General features: G+C 72.4%; 18 protein-coding genes. 3 read left to right on the forward strand and 15 right to left on the reverse strand.

Going from position 1 to position 21,184, the window contains the following annotated elements; genetic code table 11:
* Positions 1–83: 83 nt before the first annotated feature.
* The 4 genes from KUM38_RS01860 to KUM38_RS01875 all read right to left on the reverse strand — a co-directional run bounded on the left by KUM38_RS01860 (position 84) and on the right by KUM38_RS01875 (position 2,143).
* On the reverse strand, positions 84–431 hold the full coding sequence (locus tag KUM38_RS01860; RefSeq protein WP_217127481.1) for a hypothetical protein: 348 nt from the start codon (positions 429–431) through the stop codon (positions 84–86).
* A gap of 475 nt (positions 432–906) precedes the next feature.
* Positions 907–1,269: a DUF1304 domain-containing protein gene (locus KUM38_RS01865; protein WP_217127482.1), complete on the reverse strand. Its 363-nt coding sequence runs from the start codon at positions 1,267–1,269 to the stop codon at positions 907–909.
* Between the two features lie 49 nt (positions 1,270–1,318).
* A complete protein-coding gene (locus KUM38_RS01870; protein ID WP_217127483.1) occupies positions 1,319–1,663 on the reverse strand; it encodes a WhiB family transcriptional regulator in 345 nt (114 codons plus the stop codon).
* A 117-nt stretch (positions 1,664–1,780) separates the two neighbouring features.
* Complete coding sequence (locus KUM38_RS01875) at positions 1,781–2,143, reverse strand: peptidase inhibitor family I36 protein (RefSeq protein WP_217127484.1); 363 nt, start codon at positions 2,141–2,143, stop codon at positions 1,781–1,783.
* A gap of 616 nt (positions 2,144–2,759) precedes the next feature.
* Here KUM38_RS01875 and KUM38_RS01880 point away from each other — a divergent pair.
* The gene (locus KUM38_RS01880; protein WP_217127485.1) at positions 2,760–3,359 is read left to right on the forward strand and encodes a helix-turn-helix domain-containing protein; all 600 of its coding nucleotides are present in this window, start codon (positions 2,760–2,762) and stop codon (positions 3,357–3,359) included.
* Here the strand turns inward: KUM38_RS01880 and KUM38_RS01885 are convergent.
* The 7 genes from KUM38_RS01885 to KUM38_RS01915 all read right to left on the reverse strand — a co-directional run bounded on the left by KUM38_RS01885 (position 3,281) and on the right by KUM38_RS01915 (position 10,384).
* On the reverse strand, positions 3,281–4,387 hold the full coding sequence (locus tag KUM38_RS01885; protein ID WP_254396541.1) for a type VII secretion system-associated protein: 1,107 nt from the start codon (positions 4,385–4,387) through the stop codon (positions 3,281–3,283). The genes KUM38_RS01880 and KUM38_RS01885 overlap by 79 nt on opposite strands.
* Before the next feature lie 527 nt (positions 4,388–4,914).
* Positions 4,915–5,244, reverse strand: a complete 330-nt coding sequence (locus KUM38_RS01890) for a hypothetical protein (protein WP_217127486.1) — start codon at positions 5,242–5,244, stop codon at positions 4,915–4,917.
* Between the two features lie 137 nt (positions 5,245–5,381).
* On the reverse strand, positions 5,382–5,825 hold the full coding sequence (locus KUM38_RS01895; RefSeq protein ID WP_217127487.1) for a YbaB/EbfC family nucleoid-associated protein: 444 nt from the start codon (positions 5,823–5,825) through the stop codon (positions 5,382–5,384).
* Between the two features lie 71 nt (positions 5,826–5,896).
* Complete coding sequence (locus tag KUM38_RS01900; protein ID WP_217127488.1) at positions 5,897–9,031, reverse strand: AAWKG family protein; 3,135 nt, start codon at positions 9,029–9,031, stop codon at positions 5,897–5,899.
* 38 nt (positions 9,032–9,069) lie between these two features.
* Positions 9,070–9,525 (reverse strand): type VII secretion system-associated protein, encoded by a 456-nt coding sequence (locus KUM38_RS01905; RefSeq protein WP_217127489.1) that lies wholly within the window; start codon positions 9,523–9,525, stop codon positions 9,070–9,072.
* 147 nt (positions 9,526–9,672) lie between these two features.
* The gene (locus KUM38_RS01910) at positions 9,673–9,996 is read right to left on the reverse strand and encodes a WXG100 family type VII secretion target (protein WP_217127490.1); all 324 of its coding nucleotides are present in this window, start codon (positions 9,994–9,996) and stop codon (positions 9,673–9,675) included.
* 55 nt (positions 9,997–10,051) lie between these two features.
* Complete coding sequence (locus tag KUM38_RS01915; RefSeq protein WP_217127491.1) at positions 10,052–10,384, reverse strand: hypothetical protein; 333 nt, start codon at positions 10,382–10,384, stop codon at positions 10,052–10,054.
* A 736-nt stretch (positions 10,385–11,120) separates the two neighbouring features.
* Here KUM38_RS01915 and KUM38_RS01920 point away from each other — a divergent pair.
* Positions 11,121–11,483, forward strand: a complete 363-nt coding sequence (locus KUM38_RS01920) for a hypothetical protein (RefSeq protein ID WP_217127492.1) — start codon at positions 11,121–11,123, stop codon at positions 11,481–11,483.
* A gap of 604 nt (positions 11,484–12,087) precedes the next feature.
* Here the strand turns inward: KUM38_RS01920 and KUM38_RS42805 are convergent.
* The 4 genes from KUM38_RS42805 to eccD form a co-directional block, all read right to left on the reverse strand.
* Positions 12,088–13,380, reverse strand: coding sequence for an RICIN domain-containing protein (locus tag KUM38_RS42805; protein WP_217127493.1), 1,293 nt, complete (start codon positions 13,378–13,380; stop codon positions 12,088–12,090).
* A 146-nt stretch (positions 13,381–13,526) separates the two neighbouring features.
* Positions 13,527–13,700, reverse strand: coding sequence for a hypothetical protein (locus KUM38_RS01930; protein WP_217127494.1), 174 nt, complete (start codon positions 13,698–13,700; stop codon positions 13,527–13,529).
* A complete protein-coding gene (gene eccB / locus KUM38_RS01935; protein WP_217127495.1) occupies positions 13,697–15,175 on the reverse strand; it encodes a type VII secretion protein EccB in 1,479 nt (492 codons plus the stop codon). Before eccB ends, KUM38_RS01930 begins: the two co-directional genes overlap by 4 nt.
* Before the next feature lie 13 nt (positions 15,176–15,188).
* Entirely contained in the window at positions 15,189–16,568 is a 1,380-nt protein-coding gene (gene eccD / locus KUM38_RS01940) for a type VII secretion integral membrane protein EccD (protein ID WP_217127496.1), read from the reverse strand.
* Between the two features lie 508 nt (positions 16,569–17,076).
* Between eccD and eccCa the strand changes: the two genes are divergently transcribed.
* Positions 17,077–21,090, forward strand: coding sequence for a type VII secretion protein EccCa (gene eccCa, locus KUM38_RS01945; RefSeq protein ID WP_254396542.1), 4,014 nt, complete (start codon positions 17,077–17,079; stop codon positions 21,088–21,090).
* The last annotated feature ends 94 nt before the right edge of the window (positions 21,091–21,184 follow it).

Consider the following 21,184-nt stretch of genomic DNA (forward strand, 5'->3'; position numbering starts at 1 on the left):
GGGAGATGCCGCCGGACGGACAGCGGCCACGACGCCCGGCGCCCGTGCCCACTCACCGCCCGCCCCGACCCGGACGAAAGGCCCTAGCAGCACTCCGCCGGCCTCTGCGGCCGGTCGGCCGTGCCGTGCCAGGTGTGTCCCGCCCGCGGGCGGGTACGCTGCCAGGCCTCCGCAGCCGCCTCCCAGGCCTCCTCCGGAACCGTCTTCCACGTCCCCGGAGCTGTCCGGGCGCCGGTTGCGCAGAGCCCGTCGAACGCGGGCAGCCCGGTACGTGAGAGCACCAGGGTCACCTCGGCGAACCGCCGCTGTTCGGCCGAACACTCGGCGCACTGTCCGAGGTGCACCGAGATCTCGGTGTCCGGCCCTCCGTGCCGGTCCCCGGCGAGGGCCTGGACGGCCAGTTCTTCCCTGGTCTGTTCGCAGTCCACCATGTCTCCTTCTGCCTGTGCTCCGGCTCCCATGGCTGGGAACGTCCTCGCTACCGCACCGGTTCACTCCGTCACTCCCGGTCGCCGAGCACCCCGGGCGTCGCGGTCGGCGTCCGTCCGCGGAGGTGTCCCGGACAGCCCCGCGACACGCCGGCACGGATTTCTGCGCGGAGTGAACCGATCCCGGCCCGGCACCGTTTCTGCTGTGAGTGCGTCGGACAACACCCCCGGGCACTCCTCCCGTGGCCGGTCCGACATCCCCTCCTGAAGGACCGGGTGCGGGGAGCGCCCGTGTCGTCACCCCCGGCGGCACGGGCTTTTCACATGCCCGCTGATCCGGCGGGGCCGGCCCGGAACCAGTCGCGCGCCGACCGCGGGGGAAAGGACTCGACGAGCCGGGCGAGTCGGCCGCGGCGAACCGGCTGCGGGGCGAGACCGAGGAGGAACGGGCCCGGCGCCGAACCCCGCGTGACCGCGGTCACCGGGTCAGCAGGACCGCGGCGAGCGCCAGCGCTCCGGGCAGTGCCTGCGCCGTCAGGATGCGCCGGCTGGCGGTGAGACCGCCGTACACGCCGGCGATGACCACGCAGACGAGGAAGAACACCTGGACCCGGAACCCGGTCGGGTCGCCGGCGGCCGTTCCCCAGACCAGTCCCGCCGCCAGGAACCCGTTGTAGAGGCCCTGGTTGGCGGCCAGCGGCGCGGTGGCACGGGCCAGCGACGCGTCGAAGCCGGACAGTTCGCGGCCCGGCTTCCTCTCCCAGAGGAACATCTCCAGGACCAGGAAGTAGAGGTGCAACGCGGCCACCAGGCCGGTCAGCACGTTCGCGGTCGTCTCCATCAGTGTGTGCGCTCCTTCGGACTGCGTGGACGGTGGAACCGGGCCGCCCTCAGGCGTCGCTCTTCCTGACCGCCCGGGTGTAGGCCTCTTTCAGTACGTGCCTCAGACGCGACGGACCGAGACGTCTGATCAGACCGGCGCGGATGTCGTCCCGTTGTCCGGGGGTCGTCGCTCCCCAGATGCCGTCCGCCGCCAGTGACGGATGGGCCAGCGCCCAGATGAAACAGGCCTCGACGACGGGACATTGCCGGCAGAGCCGGGTGGCCAGCCGGGACTCTGTCGCACCATAGAAATCGAGAAAGAACACGTCCGCGCCGGCACAGGGTTCGTTCCCGGTCAGCGGAAGGGGCGAAAGGATCCAGGGAGAGGCCTTCCGGGCTGCTTCCACGGGCATCGCCGACCCTCTCTGTCGGAACGAGTACGGACAAGCGGCGCTCCTCGAGGCTGCGGGCGGCCCCCCGGCTGAGCAGCCGGGGGCCGCCCGCGACGTCAGCGCCTTTCCAGCGGGTGTCTACACGTTCTCGAACCGAAAACTGGTCAGCGTGTCGTTGTGGATCGGCAGAGCGGCCGAGGAACCACCGGGCAGGTAACAGCCCATGGGGTAGTCGTAGTTCTGGTTCCGGTACATGCAGACCGTGCGGTTGCTCCGGTTCCAGACCGAGGTCGTGCGGTCGTTCATGTAACTGCCGACGTTGGGTGTGTCACGGTCGCTCGAGAAGAAGCGGCCCTCGTAGCTGCTGTGCTGCCAGACGCAGAAGTGCCCGGAGGGACACTGGCTGTAATGGGCCTGTGCTGCCGGGGCGTTGAGCGTCACCAGAGCACCGGCCAGTACTGCCGCGGAGAGCAGGAGGCGGTGAAGCCGTGAACCATTCACAGTTGTTTCTCTTCTTGGTCGGACTCCGGCGGTCACGCCGGGACATGACGGATGGGCGAGTACGTCCCCACGGATCGGAGAATTCGCAGGCCGTTACAGCGTGGCGTTGATGCCCTCGATATGTGGGGAACTTTCCTTCCGTGGGGTGCGGTGCCGCAGGAGCGGCACGGTTCTCGGACGGCGCACGCCGTCGTCCTTCGCCGGGGATCGGCGGATGACACACGATGTGCACGGGGCCCGGGCCCGCGGCGGAGAAGAGGTTGTGGCAGCCACCGCTCCCGCCGACCGGACGCGTATGCGTCTCATCGGGGACCAACGAGGAGCGGGGGTCCCCGGTTCACCGTGCGGGGAATCCCGGATGCGCCGATGTGCGGGGCTCCCTGCTGACCTCCCGCGTGACATGCGGGAATCGGGCGAAGGCGTCCTCACCGTTCCGAGCACTGCGCGGCTCCCCGTCCTGGGGCGGGCAGGTCACCGCGACGGGGCACGGCAGCCGCACAGGCGACCGGGCGGTGCGGCACCAGTCCTTCAGCAGGGTGAGTCAGGTGGGTCGTCCGCGTGCCGGGGGGACGGGCGTGACGCCGGTGAGCGGCGCGCCAGGGGAACGGTGACGGCCGTGGGACATGAGCTGGACTTCGGGATGCCGGGTCCGCTGGTGGTGCGACGTGCCGGTGCGGTGCTGGACCCCGGCCGGCGCAAGCAGCGGCAGCTGCTGATCCGGCTGCTGCTCGCCGACGGCCACGCGGTCGCCGGCGAGACGCTGTGTGAGGAACTGTGGCCACCGCAACGGGGACGGAGCCAGGGCGGGGCGACGGCCTCCCTCTACGCCCATGTCAGCAAGATCCGCGCCACCCTGGAACCCCGGTGCCGGCAGTCGGCCCTCGAGGTGCTGGTCACCGAACCCGCCGGCTACGCCCTGCGCGTCCCGCCCCAGAGCCGGGACAACGACTCGCTGGTGGGAAGGCAGACGGGGAAGGCGGCAGAGTCCGTACCGGCTTCCACCCGGCAGGGGCCGCGGACGGGCCGGGCGCCGGCCGCCGGCGGAGGCGCACACGCCTTCCGTGCACCCGTGTTCTCCCGGCGGACACGCTTTCCGCACCAGCCGGAGTTCCGTCCGGCCTCGCCGTGCCGGAGGGTTCAGCGCCCGGGCTGGACGCCACCCGTCTCACCGGCGCGTTCCAGACCACCACCGCTGTCCGCCTCGGTGCGTCCGTAGTCCTGACTGACCAGGCCGCCGCGCAGCGCGAAGGGCACGTCGGCGGCCGGCGGTACGTCCTCGAGGGCCGGATCCCCGGCGACGGCCGACGGCTGCCCGGCCGCCTCGTCCAGGCCGGCGTCCGCCGTCTCCCGCGCCTCCGGCTCCTCCGGCTCCTCCGGCCACGGCCGGCCCGTCGGTTCGGGGATCTCCCTGCCTTCGACGGCCGCACGCAGCGTCTCGGTGTCGAGGGTCATCGTCACCGGAGCGGTCGGACTGAGATAGAGCAGCGCCGTCTCCCCGGCCAACTCGAGCAGTTCGGTCACCGATGCCATCCGGTGCGGCGGCAGGCCCGGCCCCTCGTCGGCACCGTCCCCCTCCCCTTCGCCGCCGTGCTCGCCGCCCTCGCCCTCGTTCTCATCCTCGGGAGGCACGGTGAAGACCGGTATCGCCTGGGTGCCGTCCGGCGCCGGGCCCACCCGCGGGGCGCCGTCGGGTTCGACCACCACCGCGATGCGGGGCTCGCGGGCCAGTGCGCGCGGTACCTCGCTCACCGGCCCGTATCCGGTCACCGCGCGCTGGGCGGCCTCGTCCACCGGGTCGGCGGGCGGGCGCCAGCCCAGGGCCTCCGGCGAGGGCCGATACTCCTCGTTGTCCTCCCAGTCGACGATCTCGCCCCGCGCGTCCGTCCGCCACCGTCCGAAGACGGCCCAGGACGGCGCCGGCCCCTCCCCCCGCCAGTTCGGGTCCGCCATGTAGATGAAGTGCTCGGGCGCGAAACGGGCGGCCCGGGCGATCTCCGGAGGCGGCTCGGGAATCTCGTCGGGCGGGGTCACCTGCACCCAGCCGTCCTCGGACAGGGTTTCCCCGTCCCCGTCCCCGTCCCCGTCCCCGTTCCCGTCCGCGGACCGGGCCGGTGTCTCCCCCTCCGTGGCCGGGGCGGACTCCCCGGCACCGCCAGGACCGTCACCGGGGAGTCGTCCCGTGTCCGTTTCCGGGACGGCGCCCAGCGCCGCCGCGTCCCATCCACCGACGTCCGGCCCACTCATACGGTCACGTCCTCTCCCGGGGTCTGGTCGATCTGCCGGGACATCGTCCGTACGTCATACCGCGCACGGCCGGGAGGCTCCCGCGCGTACGGCCGGCCTCACACTGCCCTCGTCACAGGAACGAGATCGGCGGGCCTCCGGTTCACCGCGAGACCGGCGTCGGGCATCCGCGGTGCGCGCCCGCACGGCAGCCTCTCCCGGTTCCCTGCCGGTGCTCGCGGAGCCGCACCGGCAGGGAACCGGGAGAGGGGTGACCGGGTCACCGGGATGCCGGGATGCCATGCCAGGGACTTCAGCCAGGGGGATCCACCTGCGCGGCGACGCGGCAACCGCCGTTCTCCGGCCTGAGCAGGACGGTGATCGCGGGGGCAGGGTCGCCCAACGGCCTCGTCCCCCTCCCGCTCGACGTCCGTCACCGGCACGAAGCGGATGCCCGACCGGCGCGCCACGCACATCCCGTCATTCCATGGGCCGGCCCGGACACACCATGAGCCGGCCCTTCACCGACCGGCGCACGATGCACGTCATCAGTGCCGGCCCTTCGCCTCGTTGATCATGTCAACGGCGTCGGCGACGGGTTGCCTCACGTCCTGGGCCTGCCTGTCGGACGCCGCAGCGGCGGAGTCGAGCACACGTGTGATGCTGTCACAGGCGTCGAGAATTCCCTTGAACTCGCTCTCCAGGGCGGGAGTGAGCGAGTCGGCGAGCGAATCGCCGCTGCCCTGCCATCCTGCGGTCGCCTTGTAGTCCTCGATGAACGTTGTGACGAGGCGCGTGGCCTCGCCCGCCAGGCGTTGCAGTTCACCGGCCCCGCTTTTGATGCCGGAGACGGAAGCCTCATAGCTGGCTTCTCCCATTCCTTCCGCTCCTTCCCGCTCTGTGGTCCCGCGTTCTCACGTGTGACGGTCGCCGTTTCGCGACCCGGTGGTTTCCGCCGGGCGCGTGCACGGCCGCCGGGCCGGAGCGGCGGCACCGCTCCGGCCCGGCACCGGGTCTATTCCTCGTCGATCTCGTCCCGCAGCCGGCTCATCGCGGCTGACTCGCCCGGCTCGTCGAATCCTTCGAGAGCCGGTCCGAAGATCTTGTTCCAGTCGACCTCGAGGCGTTCCGCACCCGGCCCGCCGGACAGCATTCCCGCAAGCGGGTCGAACGTCTCCATGACCTGACGGGCCATCTCGGCGCGGGCGCGGCGGGCGGCGTCGAGCACGGACGCCGACAGCTCCGCGCCCGACATGGTCCGATGGCCGTTGCCCGGGAACTCGATGGCGGTGATTTCGCCCTGGGCACCGACGGTCAGTACCACCTTCTGGTCGGCCGACCGAGTGGTGACGGTCGTCCCGTGCAGTTCCTCCTCGGCGCGCTGGACTGCCGCCTCGACGGCGTGCAGTTGGTCCCAGGCCTTCTTGACCCGGTCGTCGATGGGCAGATTCTCAGTCACCTCGAACTCCTTCGGCTGCTCGGCCTCTCGCCTTCCTGTCGCTCCCGGGGTCCGCTCCGGTCATCGCCTGCTCACCGGCCGAGCGCCTGCGGGGCGCCGCCCTCTTCGGTTCCCCACACGTCGTCCTCCTCCGTGGCCCAGGCGGTACGGGCCCGGTCGCTGCTGGTCCGCTGTCCGCGCTCGTTGCCGCCGGCCATGGGCGGCGCGAAGGGCACCCCGGCGCTGGTGGAGACCCGCCGGGCGGCCGGGACGGCGTTCTCCCCGCCGTCCCCCGCCCGCCCGGCCCGGGTGGACCGGCGGACGATGGGGGAGTCCAGCACGTTGCGCTGCCGTCCGTTGCCGTTCTGGTCCTGGCCGCCGCCCGGAGCACCGCCCATGCCGCCCATCGGCGGATACATGCCCGGGGCCATGGCCCCGGCCCCGGCTCCTGCGGCCGTTGCCGCGGCTTCGCCCGCCGACGCCGCGTTCCGGCCGAGCGCGCCGTCGCCGAGCGCGCCGTACGTCCCGTCCTCCCATGCGGCGGCGGCCTGGACGGCTTCCGCGGTGCCGGCCGGCACATCACCGGAGGGCAGGCTCGAGACGTAGCCGGCGGGAGCGTAGGTGCCGGTGTCGAAGGTGCCCGGCGCGTAGACGTCGCCTCCCTGCGAGGAGGAGGAGTACGGCTCGGACAGGGTGCTGAGTCTGTCCCGGACGATCTCCTCCGGGGTGCGGAGGTCCAGCCCGAGGTCGTCGTACTTGCCGTCGATGTCGGCGATCTGGCGCTCGTAGTCCTCCTGCGCCTCCTGCCGGGCCGTCGCGGCGTCGTCCATCGCCTGGTCGTACCGCTCACGGGCCGCGGCGAGGTCCCGGTCGGCCTCGGCCCGTGCGGCCTGCTGCTGCTGATCGGCCGCGGCGACGGCCTTGTCGTACTCCTCCTTGGCCTTCTGCGGGTCCTCGCCCCGGGCGATGGCGTTGTCGTACTCGGCCTTGGCGTCGGCGCGGGCCTGGTCGGCTTCCTGCTTGGCCTGCTCGTAACTGTCCTGGGCGTCGGCCCTGGCACGCTCGTAGTCCGCCCTGGCGTCCTGTTCCTGCTGGTCGGCGAGGTGCTCGGCGGCGTCGCGGGCGATCTGCGCCTGAAGGGTCTCGCGCTGGTGCTCGGCCTGGAGGTCGGCGTTGCTCGGGGCGGACAGGTCGGAACCGTCGAGGAGGGCACGGGCCGCCGCGAGGTCCCCGTCGTTCGCCGCCCGGAGCTGCTCCTCGTACTTCTTCGCCTCGGCCCGGTCCAGCTCGCTCTGCTTGCGCGCCTCTTCCTCGTACTTCTCCGCCTCGGCCCGGTCCAGCTCGCTCTGCTTGCGCGCCTCTTCCTCGTACTTCTCCGCCTCGGCCCGGTCCAGCTCGCTCTGCTTGCGCGCCTCCTCCTGGGCCTTCTTCGCCTCGGCCCGCGCCTGGTCGTTCGCCAGAGCACTGAGGCCGGCCGACGAAGCGGCGAGTGACTGGGCCTCGGCCCGGTCCTGCTCGTTCTGCTTGCGCGCCTCCTCCTGGTACTTCTCCGCCTCGGCCCGGTCCAGCTCGCTCTGCTTGCGCGCCTCTTCCTCGTACTTCTCCGCCTCGGCCCGGTCCAGCTCGCTCTGCTTGCGCGCCTCCTCCTGGGCCTTCTTCGCCTCCTCCTTCGCCGCCTCGCGGTCCTGCTCGTTCTGCTTGCGCGCCTCGTCCTGGTACTTCTGCGCCTCGGCCCGGTCCAGCTCGCTCTGCTTGCGCGCCTCGTCCTGGTATTTCCGCGCCTCGGCCCGGTCCAGCTCGCTCTGCTTGCGCGCCTCCTCCTGGGCCTTCTTTCCCTCTTCGCGGTCCTTCTTGTAGTCCTCCTGGACCTGCTTCTGGTGCGTCAGCGCCTGCTGGGTGAGTTCGTCGTTCCCGCCCATGCCGTTCAGCCGCTTCTTCTGCTCGTCGAGGAGTTTCCTGTTCTCCTCCTTGACCGAGGTGTCGCTGAGAGAGCTGGTGTCCTTGTCGGTGAGCTGCTTGGGGAAGGCGTCCACGGCGTCGGCGAGCGTCCTGTCGATCTTCGGGATCACCTCCTTGGCGACCGCACCGAGGGCGTCGTCGAGGCTCTTCTGCCACCGGTCGACGGCTTCCTGGCCGATGGCCCTCCAGGCGTCCCACTCGCTGAGCCACATCTGCCGGCCGCCGATCTCGACGTAGCCCTTGTAGCCCTCGGTCCGGACCGGGTACGACATGAACCCGCGGGTCTCGAAGTCGACGAACGCCATCTGGTTGTCGAGGACCTGCCGGTAGACATCCCACAGGTGGTCCAGCAGCCATCGGTGGGGGGAGCCCATCAGGTGTTGCCACCGCGACCACGCGTCATACAGCCGGCGGGCGGCCTCACGGTAGGCGATCTGGGTCTCGGCGAGCGTCCGTCCCGGGTAGGTGGTGAAGACGTCGCCGTCGAGGACCACGGACGCGGTGCCGCCCTTGCCGGGCGGCGCGAGCTGCTCGACGTAGCCCTCGTAGTTCCGGTTCATCCTGTGCACCAGGTGTTTGAACAGGCTGGCCGCGCTGCCCGCCCACTCCGTGCTGCCCTCGCCGATGTCCCGCTTCTCCCAGTCGGCGAGCACCTTGGACTGGGCGATCAGGAACCGGTTGACCCGCTCGAAGGAGAGTGCCACCTCGGTGAAGGAGGGCAGGTGCACGGCGAGGCTGTCGTCCACCGCCAGTCCGCTGTGCGAGAAGCCGCGGGTGCTGAAGGGCGCGTTGGCGATCTGCGCCAGGGCATTGCCCGCTCCCAGGGAGTACTGGGCGAACTTGGAGTTGTCCCAGGTGAAGTGGGAGCCGTCGCTCTTCTTCAGGGCCTTGCTCGTCCACTTGCCGGCCCTTGCGTACACTCCGCCGGCCGGGTGTATGTCCTTGCCCTGGCTGTCGACCGGCGCACCGATGAAGGTGATGTGGGCCTTGTTGTGGTCCAGGCCCTTGCCGTGCTTGGCCATGGTGTAGAAGGGGAGGAGGAAGTCCTCCCCCTCCCGCTGCCACCCACCGGAACTGGCGAATCCGGGGACGTAACCGGTGCCGACCGGCCTGATGTTCCTGTCCACCCAGATGTACATGAGCGGGATGTCGTGATTGCCCTTCATGTCATCGAACAACGTCTTCCGGTCGGCCAGCGTGTAGCCGGTGAGGGCGTCCACCGCCCTCTTCCAGTAGTCGTCGTTGGTCTTGTCGGCGGGTGTGGCCATCGCGGTTCTCCGTGGGGATCAGATGCTCGGGCGGTTCACTACGACGCGCCCCGGCCGCCGGCCGACCCGGGCCCGCCGGACAGGTCGCTGTCCACGTCCTCCCACACGTCCAGGAAGTCCTGGCCGGACATCTTGTCGAGACTGTCCTGCTGGGCCTTGGTGAGCTGCTTGACGGTGTCGTCCATGGCCTCGGCGATGTCGTCGAAGAGGGTCTGCTGGTGCCGCAGCAGCGCCGCAAGGGCCTCGGCGGTGCCCTGCACCGCGGAGTTGAGCCTTCCGCCGCTCAGCGAATCGTCCTTGGCGAGCGGACCGATGATCAGCGGCTTGGTGGTGTCGATCGTGCTCTCGGTCTTGACGCCCGAGGCGATTTCCTCGATCGGCTGGACGGAGCCGTCCGGCTTGGTCATCCGGTCGATCTCCATGATGAAGTCGTGCACCGGTCCGTTCTTGAACTTCTTCAGCCACTCGACGTTGAGCGTGGTCGTGTTGGTCATGCCATCTCCCTAGCGGACTGATCCCCGGCGGACGGATCGGGTGCGTCCGGCGCTCACCCGGACGGGACGGTGAGCGGCCGGCCCGCGGCGACGTCCGCGGTCGTGGGGCGCCGTGACGCGGCGACCGCCCCACGAGCCGGCGAACCGTCAGCGACCGATTTTCACGTCGGACCATCGCAGGGCCAGGCTGCTGCCGGTGTAGCGGTAGTGCTCGGAGATTGCGGTGAGCAGCACGGAGTTCTCGGAGAGGAGCGTGCCCATCCGCCGGAAGGCTTCCCCCCAGGCCTGCTGCTTCTCGCGGTAGACATCGGCGTCGTCGCCGATCCAGGACTTCTTGAGCTCGTTGAGTTCCATCTCCAGCGATTCCAGGGTTTCGCCGATGGCCTTGGTCTGCGCGACCATGTCGTCGGCGGCGTTGTCCATGTGGGCGTAGTCCACGTGGATGATGCCGTCGGTGAAGTCCTCGTTCATCGTTCCTCTTTCCGGTGCGAGGGGGGTGGGCGGCCCTGGGGCGGGGGGGGTCGGGTCAGCCGGCGAGGGCGTCGAAGACGGCCGACGACTTCTGGCTCGCCTTTCCGACCCAATCGGTGGTGGTCTGCTGCGTCACCCCGTGCGCCCGCATGGTGTTGGTCAGTTCCTCCTGCACGTCTCCGAGGTTCTTGGCGATGATGGTGGCCTGCTCCTGCCACTGGTTGAGCAGGTTCTGGAACTGACCGCCGTCGCTGCCTCGGTATCCCGCCATCAGCCTCGCGCCAGTGCTCTCGACGTCCTTGCGGATCCTCTCGACACCCCTGAGCGCCATGCCGAGGGCGCTGATTCCGTTGACCGTCGCCTGACGCGACGAGTGCTGCATGGCCATGCCGGCCTCCCCATGCTGGAAATCGAATGCCGCGAACGTATGCCGAAACCGGGTTGCCCGCCGGCATTACCCGTCCGCGGTCGCATCGCAAGGATCGTAATTGTGCCTGCGGCCCACATCAAGCAAGCATCCCAGGCCGCACCATGCAGAATTTTGCTCGTATGCCCGGTCGTGAATGCCTTTTTATTGCTCACCTGAGCATTTCCTCGGACGTGCCGGCGGTTTCCCCTTACAGGAAAGGACCCGGCGTGACCGCGCGTTATGGACTGAATACCCACCGTCACATATAATTTTTTCCGTGCCCGTGGCGCAGGCCCGCGCACAGGGTCGGCCCCACGGGCTTTCCGGGCATGCGAGAAGCCCGTGCCGCCGCCGGGTGGGCGGCGGCACGGTTTCCGCGCCCGGCCCTCGCCTGCGGGCGGGCCCGACGACGTGCCCCCGTGTGCGGAGCGGGCACTCACCACAGGAACGACGCCGGGCGGAGACCGGTTCACGACGCGCGGAACTCCCCGGGATTCCGCGGTGAACCGTTCGGGTCCGGCGGAGACCGGCACAGGCACCGCACGGGTGGTGGAGCCGGACCGGGCCTCACCGCCGGCCCTGCCCTCCGGGCTCTCCGGCCCTTCCGGTCGTCGTCCCGTCCTGCCCCGCTCCTCCCGTACGGTGCCTCCAGGCCAGGGGGTGTTCCGGCCCGGGGTGACGGGTGAACCGGTCCGGACGTGGGGACGTTCCAGCCGTGGCAGCCGGAACCGATGCCGAAGGAGACATGGTGAACTGCGAGCAGACCAGGGAAGAGCTGGCCGTCCAGGCCCTGTTCGGGAACCGGCACGGCGGGCTGGACGCCGAGAGCTCCGAGCACCTCGTCCACTGCGCGGAGTGCTCGGCCGAACAACGGCGGCTCGCCGACGTGACCCTGGTGCTCTCGAGCGTCGGCCTGCTCGCGTTCGAAGGGCTTCCGGCAGCCGGCGCCCGGACCCCCGGGAGAACACCGGAGCCGCGCGAGACGGCCCCCGACGCCCGGGACTGTACCTGCCCGCAGACAGGGCACCCCTGGCGCGGCACGGCCGACCGGGTGCCGAGGGCCACGGACCGCCGCTAGTCCTGTCGCCGAACTCGCGCCGTCCACCCGGAGGGCGGGCCGCCCCGACGTGACCGGCGGGGGCACCCGGCCTGCTCCGCCGCTCCGAGCGCGACCGGAAGAACTCGTCCCCGTGCCGGGTGAACCGGTCACCGCGCGCCACCGTTGTCGGGAGTGCGGGCAGCGGGACCGGCTCGGTACATCCGGCGCCACCGGCGCATGACGCCTCGCCACCTGCCGGACCGCCCCGGCGCGCCCTCATGCGTGGCCTCCCGGCCGCGCGCGGCGGCCCGCGCCGCGCCGACCGGTCCAGGTTCCGGTCGTGCGGCCCGGCGGACGCGATGCCGCGGGCTCGGGTCCCGGCGTGGCCGCGCCGACCACAAAGCGCGCCCCGCCTCCGCCTCCCTCCCCGGTCGACGCCGCACCCTGGCGAAGCCGGCCCCCCGGACCACCGCCGGGCGTCCTGTCCGTCCGGCGGTCTCTCCCCGTACGACGTCCCTCCCCGCGTACGGGGAAAGGCCCCGGGTGCTCGCGTGCGATGCGCGGGAGCACCCGGGGCCCGGTCATCCGCCCGTTCCGTCGCCGGTGGCGGGCGGCGGCCCGCCACCGGGCCCGGGACGCGGGGTCAGCCGCGCCGCCAGGTCTGGTTGGCGGTGCCGGTGCAGGGCCACAGCTTGACCGGCGTGCCGTTGGCCTCCTTGCCCCACCACACGTCGGCGCACTTGTTGCCCGCCTTGAGCGACACCAGGTCCTCGGTCGCGTTGATCTTGAACTTCTGCCCGTCCGACCCGTCGCACCGCTGCAGCCGGATCGCCGTGCCGTTCTCCACCGACCCGCCGTCCAGCCCCATGCACAGGTCCTCGCCGATGCGCAGGGTGCGGTCGGTGTCGTGGAAGGCCCAGACCTGGGCGCCCTCCGAGGCTCCGCAGGGCTGGATGACCAGTTCCGCGCCGGCTCCGCGGGAACTCGCGGTGAGGCACTTGCCGGTGTCGGCGTTGACGATCCGGGCCGCGCCGTTGCTGACCGTTGCGAGGGCCTTCCGCTCGGTCTGCTGGGCCGGCTCCTTCGCCGTCTCCTCCTCCCCCTCCTGCTGCGAGGCGGCCTGCGGGCGGTTCGCGCCGTCGTCGGCGGGGCCGTCCGAAGACGCCGGACCGGAGTCCTGCCCTCCCGCCCCGGCTTTCGCGTCCTTCTCCTCCGTCTGCTCCTTCCCGTGTCTCCCGTCCTTCTCGCCGCCGTCCTTGCCCGGGCCGGCCGGCGTGTCGTCCTTCGGGCTCTCCGCGACGTAGACGTCCGGCGGCTGCTGCGCCTCCTGCCCGTCGCGCAGCTCCCGGGAATCGGCGGCCACGGTGGTGTGGTCCTTGGCCTGTTCGTCCCGGTCGTTGCCGGCCATGACCAGCAGCGGAACGGCGATCAGGATCACCCCGGCGATTCCGGCGGCGGCCAGCATGGGGGCCTTCGGCCGCCCCGGCGACCCGTCGCCGTCGCCGCTGCCCCTCCCGGCTCCGCCGGACCGGCGGACGCCGCCGAGCACGGCGGCCAGACCGGACAGGGCACCTCCGCTGCCGCCCGGTGACGCGGCGGGCGCCGGCGTGGCGGCAGCCGCCGCCTCCGGCCGTTCCCGGCGGTCCGTGTCCGGTGCCGCGGCCTCCTCCCGTGCCTCCGGCTCGTTCGCGGCCGGGGCCGCCGGAGCGGTGGAGGGGGTCTCCGCCCCCTCACGGCCGGCCTCGCCGGCCGTTCCGGTACCGCCGATGGTGGTGGTGCCGGTGGTGGCCGTGCCGCGGCGCGGGGCGGGCCGCAGGGCCTGCTCCGCGTCGTCGCCCACCGAGGGCAGCGCCACCGCGCGGCGGACCGGTGGCCCGCCGTCGGTGCCGGCCGGGCGGGCGGACGCGCCGCCACCCGACCTGTTCTGGCGTGACATCGCTCGTTCTCCTTCGGTCTCGCGGTTGTCTGCCACGTGGCGACCGCGCGCTCGCGCTGCCACGCGGCCGGTGCGGGGGTGTGCGCCGCCGCCGTGCTGTCCGGCCGGTACGGGTGGGTCCCGGGGGCCGCGCACGGCGGGACGTGTCATCCCGCGTGTCCCACCGGTCCGGTGCGACGGGCCGGCCGGCCCGGCCCGTCGCACCCGGGCAGGACACCGTCGAGGGCCTTCTCCAGCCGGTCCGGTGCCGAGCGGTCCAGGCCGCTCGGTTCCTCCTCCGCGCCGCCCCTCCGCCGGCCCGCGCGCGGCGCCCTCGTCACCGCTTCTCCGTTCCGCACCGCACCGTGGTGCCGGCCCGGCCGGCCGTCGCCGCGGCCGGGTCGAGATCCGGGCCGGTGGGGAGCATGGCCAGCAGGTGGGCGGGCAGCCGCCGCGCGTCGCCGGTGCCGTAGCCGAGGGCCCCGGTGGCCTCGGCGCCCGTCAGGCGGTACTTCACTCCGGTGTCGGTCACCAGGAAGGTGGTGTCGCCGAGCGGTCCGCCGCCCGCCCCGACCGCGCGGACCAGCGCGCCCGCGCCGGGCCGTACGGTGACGGCGTCCACGGGCCGGCAGGCCGGTGCGGCATCCCCGCCGGGCGGCTGCGCGGGCGTGCCCAGGGCCGTGACCGGCAACAGGGAGACGGCGGTGCGGGCGGCGGTGCCGGACGATTCGGTCTCGGCGCACACCGCCTGGCCGGCGGCCGTGCCGAGGATCTTCGGCGGGGCGGCGGGCAGTTCGGCGTCGTCGCCCGGCGTTCCGGACGGCCCGGCCTGGTGGCCGGTGAGCGCCTCGGCGCCGAGCCGCACGGCCTGCGGGGTGCTCCCGCCGTACGCCTCGGTACGGGTGCGGGGGTCGGCCAGGACCAGGGCGGTACGGGTGGCGGTGAGCGGCGTCAGGCCGTCCTCGGTCAGCAGGTGGTACTGGGACTCCGAGCCGGGGACGTCGACCCGGAAGACCTGCCCGACCCGGGTGGCGCGGCCCTCCAGCCGGGGCCCGGCCTCGCCCCGGCCGGGGATGTCCGGCGGAGCGAGGTCGGGGCCCTGCGGGAGGGCGTCGAGGAAGGCCGCGGAGACCGGGCGGGACGTCATGGCGCCGTAGCCGAGGGCGTCGAGCGCGCCCATACGGTGGTCCAGCCGCAGCCGGGTGCCCTGCCACAGCAGCCAGACCATGTCGTCGGGGCCGGTGACCAGGACCCCCTCCCGCGCGCTCAGGCCGCGCGCCCCGTCGATGCCGGCGGCCGGGCCGGCGCCGACGGCCAGAGTCGTCCGGGCGGTGGTGGTGTGCCTGGCGGTGTGGACGGTCGCGCACACCCGCCAGGGCCCGGTGTCCAGGTCGGCCGGGTCCGGCAGCGCGTCCGGGGCTCCGGGCAGACCGACCGGCGCCCCGTGCGGGGCGTGCCGCAGTGAGGAACTGCCGACGGAGACCGTCTTCATGTCCTTACCGGCGATCAGCCGGGCGGAGGCGTAGTTGCGCACGGGGCGCAGCCGTCCGTCGAGGTGGAGGTAGGAGGCGCCGGTGCCCTTGTCGACGACGAAGACACCGGGAGAGCGCCAGGAGTCGTTGCCGCCGGGCCGCAGCAGCCCGATGACGAACGCGCCGGCGCACACCAGGACCGCGATGACCACGCCGATCAGGGCGCCCCGGTTGGTACGGCCGTTCGGGCTCTCCACGTCGTCGGGTTCGGCCCGCAGCATGGCCGAGGTCAGCCGGCTCATCACGAACATGTGGGCCTGGACCTGGTCGCGTTTGTTCCGCATCCGGACGCCCCCTTCAGCCGTTGAGCCCGCGCAGCAGGCCGTACAGGCCCACCGCCCAGAGCATCAGCGGGATCAGACTGATCGCGGCGAGGGAGTGCAGCAGTTCGGCGGCCCGGCCCCAGTAGGGCACCAGCCGGCGGCCCGGCACCGTCCAGGAGGCGATCATCAGACCGGCGGCCAGGGCGAGCAGCACGGCGCACAGCAGCAGCCGGGTCTCGGTGGACGGCGTTCCGCGCACCGGGCCGTACAGCAGCAGCGCCGTCCCGAACGCCCCGGCGGCGGTGAGCGCCAGGCGCTGCCAGACGTTGCCCAGACCCCTGCTGTGCAGGAGCAGCAGCGCGGAGAGCGCCACGGCGGTCCAGATGCCCGGGGTGGTCGGGTGGGCGAGCAGTCCGACCAGACAGGGCAGGCAGACCAGGCCGATCGCCCCGTAGAAGGCGGTCATCCAGCCGTCGGCCTGCACCGAGCGGTCACGGACCGCCCCGGTCGGGTACGGGTCGATGCCCTCCTGGAGCTGCCGGGCGTTGGTGGGCAGCGGGGGCATCCGCATCCCGGCGAGCCGGAAGGACAGCGAGGGCACGAACCCGCCGAAGAGCACCACGGTCACCGACACCACGCTGGACGCCTCTTTGACGGTCAGCCCGCACAGCAGCAGCACCGCGCCGAGCGCCCCGGCCACCGCGATCACGGCGACGCCGAGGAAGAGCGCCGGGTACGTCCCGACCGCCGTGAGCGCGAGCACCGCCGCACCGGCGCCGGCGGCACAGGCCGCCAGCGGGGCACTGCCGTCGGCCGCCGCGCCGCCCGGCAGCAGCCAGCCGGCCAGCGTGAAGTACCCGGCCGCGGCCAGGCCCAGCACCGAGCCGGCCGCGGTGTCACCGACCGCGCGGGAGGCCGACCCGGCGCCGGCGATGAGCAGCAGACCGGTGACGGCGGCGGCCACCGCCCGCAGCCAGCCGGCCGGGCCGGGCTGGGCCAGCACGATCAGGCCGAGGGCGAGGGGGGCGGCGCCCAGGCCGTACAGCAGCCGACGGCCGGCGTCCGGGCTCCAGCCGTACGGCCGGTCCTGCAACGTGGTGGAGATGCCGTCCACCAGGTCGTCGAGGTGCACCTCGGGCAGTGCGTCGGCGCGCGGCCGCAGGTACAGCGTCTCGCCGTCGCGCAGGCCGAGCACGGCCAGGGTGCTCTCCGGGTCGAGGGGCGGACCGCCGAGACGCTGGAGTGTCCAGCCCTCGTGTTCGGCGCCGGCCTCCCCCAGTTCCTCACCGCCGTAACCGACGAGCGTGGGCAGCAGGTCGGCGACCGGCACGTCGACGGGCACGGCGAGGTCGACGGTCCGGGCGGGGGCACGTACGGTCAGCCGGCACAGGGCGGCCGACGTGGTGTCAGTCATGGGTCGTTCGCGCTTCCTGGCAGACCGCTCGCTCGCGGTGCGGGGAATGTCGGTGCGGGGAATGTCGGTGCGGGAATTCCGGTGCGGTACCGGCCGTCCGCCGACGGGCCGCGGCGTCGCCGCGCGGCCCCGATTTCTACGGCCGTTCGAGCCTATCGGCAACGATCGGAGGGAGGAAATGGCAGCCGAGAAGACCGCCGGCGTCCCCCGTATTCGTTTTCGGACGGGTTTACCAGTGCGTTCTTCGCCCGATTTTACAGACACCATCGGATTCACCGCCCCGATGGCCCGGTTCTCCCTCCCGGACGATGTCCCTCGCGGCCCCCATTTCCTGGCACTTTCGGGCCAGGAATGTGTCTCTTTCGTTCCGTGCGTCTGTCCTCCCGTTCCACTGCGGGCTTTCATGGCATTCCGCGGCGGGTGACCGGCTGCGGCAGGATCGGGAAGCACCGAGAGAGCACAGCCGCACGGCGGACCGCTCGATCACCGTCGTCAAGGAGGCCACGCGTTGAGCGTCATCCCGTTCCGCAGGCCCGCGCGCCGCCGCGGCCCGGACATGCCCTCGGGGGAGATGACCCTCCAGGAACCGCCCGGTCTGCCCGAAGAGCAGCCGGACACCTCCTCGGTGTGGACGTATCTGCCCATGGCGCTGATGTCGGTGTCGATGATGCTGATGTACATGCGCGGCGGCACCAGCCAGTCCGGTTCCAACGGCTTCCTGTACATCGCGCTCGGCATGATGGTGCTCGGCGCCGTGGTGATGATCGTCGGCCAGACCATGCGGCGGGCCGCCGAACGCAAGCAGATGCTGAAGGGGGAACGCCGCGACTATCTGCGGTATCTGTCGCAGACCCGGCGCAAGGTCCGCTCCACCATCGCCCAGCAGCAGCGGGCGCTGTCCTGGCGGCACCCGCACCCGGACGCGCTGGCCTGCCTGGTGTCCAGCACCCGGCTGTGGGAACGCCGCGCCACCGACGAGGACTTCGCCGAGGTGCGGGCCGGGGTGGGGCAGCAGAGCATGGCGGTCAAACTGCTCGCGCCCTCCGGCACGCCGGTGGAGGACATGGAACCCCTCACCGCGCACGCGCTGCGCAGCTTCATCCGCGCCTACTCCACCGTCCCCGACCAGCCCATCGCCGTCTATCTGCGGGCCTGGTCCAAAGTGCTGCTGCGCGGCGACGACGAGGCGGCGCGCGGCCTGGTGCGGGCACTGCTCGCCCAGCTCGCGCTGTTCCACGCCCCCGAGGACCTGTGGATCGCGCTGTGCGTCTGCGACGAGCGGCGGACGGAGTGGGAATGGGTCAAGTGGCTGCCGCACAGCCTGCACCCGCACGAGAGCGACGGGGCCGGCCCGGCCCGGCTGATCGCCTCGGCCTTCGGTGAGCTGGAGAACCTGCTGGGCGGGGAGTTCCAGGACCGGCCCGCGGCCGACCCGGAGGCGACCGTGGGACGGGAGGAGCCGTTCACCGTCGTCGTGGTGGACGGCTGCCCGGTACCGACCGGACACCGTTTCGACGGGCCGGGCTTCCGCAACGCCGTGGTGATCGACCTGGGCGGCTCGCTGACCTGGCGGCCCGGACGCACCACACTGCGGCTGGAGGTGACGACGGACGAACTGGCCCTGGTGCGCACCGACCGGGACCGCCGGGAGCAGACCACGCCGTTGGGCGCCCCCGACCGGCTGGGCCCGGCCGGGGCACTGGCGCTGGCCCGGCTGCTGGCGCCGTACCGGATGAACACCGGTGTGATGGACGCCTCGCAGCCGTTCGCCGAGGTGGAGCTGACCAGCCTGCTGGGCATCCCCGACCTGGAGCGGTACGAGCCGGCCGAGGTGTGGGCCCGGTTCGGCGGCAGTGCCCGGCTGCGGGTGCCGATCGCGGTCAGCGCGGAGGGCCGGCCGGTGGAGCTGGACATCAAGGAGTCCGCGCAGGGGGGCACCGGCCCGCACGGCATGCTGATCGGCGCCACCGGCTCCGGCAAGAGCGAGCTGCTGCGCACCCTGGTGCTGGCGCTGGCCATGACCAACTCCTCCGAGACGCTCAACTTCGTGCTGGTGGACTTCAAGGGCGGCGCCACCTTCCTCGGCCTCGACGAACTCCCGCACACCTCCGCGGTGATCACCAACCTCGCCGACGAGGTGGCGCTGGTCTCCCGGATGCAGGACGCCCTGCACGGCGAGCTGATCCGCCGCCAGGAGCTGCTGCGGGCGGCGGGCAACTACACCTCGGCGCTGGAGTACGAGAAGGCCCGGGCGGCCGGCACCCCGCTGCAGCCGCTGCCCAGCCTGTTCGTGGTCGTCGACGAGTTCAGCGAACTGCTGGCCTCCCACCGGGAGTTCATGGATCTGTTCGTGATGATCGGCCGGCTCGGCCGCAGCCTCGGGGTGCATCTGCTGCTCGCCTCGCAGCGGCTCGACGAGGGCCGTATCCACCAGCTCGAGGGCCATCTGTCGTACCGGATCGGCCTGCGGACGTTCTCCGCGATGGAGAGCCGGGGCGTGCTCGGCGTCCCGGACGCCTACGAGCTGCCTCCGGAGCCGGGCAGCGGCTACCTCAAGAGCGGTGTGGAGGCGCTGACCCGGTTCCGCGCGGCGTATGTCTCCGGCCCCCACCGGCGGCGCCGGAGCCCGGTCGCGCAGGCCCGGGTGGCGAGCCAGGTGGTGCCCTGGTCGTCGGGGTGGGTGGTGCCGCGCTCCCCGGCGGAGGAGGGCGGCGCCCCCGAGCCCGAGACGCCCGGGACGCCCGGGACGCCCGGGACGGACGAGGAGGAGACCGGACAGACCCTGCTGTCGGTGGCGCTCGACCGGCTGCGCGACTCCGGCCCTCCGGCCCACCAGGTGTGGCTGCCGCCGCTGGACGTGCCGCCGACCCTGGACCAGGTGCTGCCGCCGCTGGCCCCGGACCCGGTGTACGGCCTGACCACCGTCGGCTGGGCCGGGCGTGGCCGGCTGACCGTGCCGGTGGGCATCGTGGACCGGCCCTTCGACCAGCTCCGCGACCTGCTGACGGTGGACCTGTCGGGCGCCGGCGGTCACGTCGCGATCGCCGGCGGCCCGCAGAGCGGCAAGAGCACCCTGGTACGCGCCCTGATCACCGCGCTGGCCCTCACTCACACCCCCTTCGAAGTGCAGTTCTACTGCCTGGACTTCGGTGGCGGCTCACTGGCCGGTATCGCCGGGCTCCCCCACGTCGGCGGTGTCGCGGCCCGGATGGACGCCGAACGGGTGGCCCGTACCATCGCCGAGGTCAGCGGCGTGCTGGCCAAGCGGGAACAGTTCTTCCTGACGCACGGCGTCGACTCGATGGCCACCTACCGCCGGCGGCGCGCGGCCGGGGAGTTCGCCGACGAACCGCACGGCGACGTGTTCCTGGTCGTCGACGGCTGGCAGACCGTGCGGCAGGACTTCGACCAGCACATCACCACCTTCAACGCGCTGGCCGCCCGGGGCCTGAACTACGGCGTGCACCTGATCGTCACCACCGCCCGCTGGATCGAGCTGTCGGCGGCGGTCCGCGACCAGGCCGGCACCCGGCTGGAGCTGCGGATGGGCGATGCGATGGACTCGCAGATCGACTCGCGCAAGTCGGCCGCGCTGCCCCGGATCCCCGGCCGGGGCCTGACCGCCGAGAAGCTGCACTACCAGGCCGCGCTCCCGCGCATCGACAACGTCGAGGACGCCGAGGATCTCGCCGAGGGCGTGGAGGGGCTGGTCGCGGGGGTCGCCGAGAGCTGGACCGGGCCGGTCGCGCCGCCGGTGCGGATGCTGCCGGTCACCCTTCCCGTGGCCGAGCTGCCCGAGCCGGAGCTGGGCGAGTACAACCTTCGTATCCCGCTGGGCGTGGAGGAGAACGAACTCGCTCCGGTCTGGCACGACTTCACCGAGAACCCGCACCTGATCGTGGTGGGCGACACCGAGTCCGGCAAGACCAACCTGCTGCGGCTGATCGCCCAGGGCATCACCGCCCGCTTCACCCCGGACCAGGCCCGCATCATGACCGTCGACTACCGGCGCGAACTGGTCGAGGCGGTGCCGGAGGAGTACCGGCTCGGGCACGCCGTCTCCATGGACGGTCTCAACGAGTTCGTGGAGGGCGCGGCCCGGGCGATCAGTCAGCGGGTGCCCGACGGGGACGTCGTACCGTCCCGGATGCGCCACTGCGACTGGTGGTCCGGGCCCCGGCTGTTCGTCCTGGTCGACGACTACGACATGCTCGGCTCCGGCCCGATGACCCAGCCGTTCTCCCCGCTCTACGACCACTTCGCGCTCGGTCACGAGGTCGGGCTGCACATGATCGTGGCGCGCGCCGCCGCCGGCGCCGGGCGTGGGGTCAACGAGTCGATGCTGCGCCGGCTCCAGGAGGTCAACACCCCGGTGCTGCTGATGTCCTGCCCGCCCAGCGAGGGCTACCTCTTCGACAACATCAAGGGCCGCCCGCTCGTCCCGGGCCGGGCACTGCGCATCGCCCGCCGCAAGGCGGTGCAGATCCAGACGGCGCTCCTGGACGACGGGGACACCGCGTGAACACGCGCGCCCGGCCCAGCGGCGGGCAGGCCGTATGCGCGCACCGCTTCCGGGCCCCGGCACGACCGCTCGGAAGGCTTCCTCGATGAGCACC

The organism is Streptomyces sp. AC558_RSS880, from assembly GCF_019049255.1.
GTDB lineage: Bacteria > Actinomycetota > Actinomycetes > Streptomycetales > Streptomycetaceae > Streptomyces.

Excerpts from the sequence above, each read along its gene's own strand:
- KUM38_RS01860 (WP_217127481.1), bottom strand. The coding sequence starts at position 431 with ATGGTGGACTGCGAACAGACCAGGGAAGAACTGGCCGTCCAGGCCCTC.
- KUM38_RS01865 (WP_217127482.1), bottom strand. The coding sequence starts at position 1,269 with ATGGAGACGACCGCGAACGTGCTGACCGGCCTGGTGGCCGCGTTGCAC.
- KUM38_RS01870 (WP_217127483.1), bottom strand. The coding sequence starts at position 1,663 with ATGCCCGTGGAAGCAGCCCGGAAGGCCTCTCCCTGGATCCTTTCGCCC.
- KUM38_RS01885 (WP_254396541.1), bottom strand. The coding sequence starts at position 4,387 with ATGAGTGGGCCGGACGTCGGTGGATGGGACGCGGCGGCGCTGGGCGCC.
- KUM38_RS01890 (WP_217127486.1), bottom strand. The coding sequence starts at position 5,244 with ATGGGAGAAGCCAGCTATGAGGCTTCCGTCTCCGGCATCAAAAGCGGG.
- KUM38_RS01900 (WP_217127488.1), bottom strand. The coding sequence starts at position 9,031 with ATGGCCACACCCGCCGACAAGACCAACGACGACTACTGGAAGAGGGCG.
- KUM38_RS01905 (WP_217127489.1), bottom strand. The coding sequence starts at position 9,525 with ATGACCAACACGACCACGCTCAACGTCGAGTGGCTGAAGAAGTTCAAG.
- KUM38_RS01910 (WP_217127490.1), bottom strand. The coding sequence starts at position 9,996 with ATGAACGAGGACTTCACCGACGGCATCATCCACGTGGACTACGCCCAC.
- KUM38_RS01915 (WP_217127491.1), bottom strand. The coding sequence starts at position 10,384 with ATGGCCATGCAGCACTCGTCGCGTCAGGCGACGGTCAACGGAATCAGC.
- KUM38_RS42805 (WP_217127493.1), bottom strand. The coding sequence starts at position 13,380 with ATGTCACGCCAGAACAGGTCGGGTGGCGGCGCGTCCGCCCGCCCGGCC.
- eccB (WP_217127495.1), bottom strand. The coding sequence starts at position 15,175 with ATGCGGAACAAACGCGACCAGGTCCAGGCCCACATGTTCGTGATGAGC.
- eccD (WP_217127496.1), bottom strand. The coding sequence starts at position 16,568 with ATGACTGACACCACGTCGGCCGCCCTGTGCCGGCTGACCGTACGTGCC.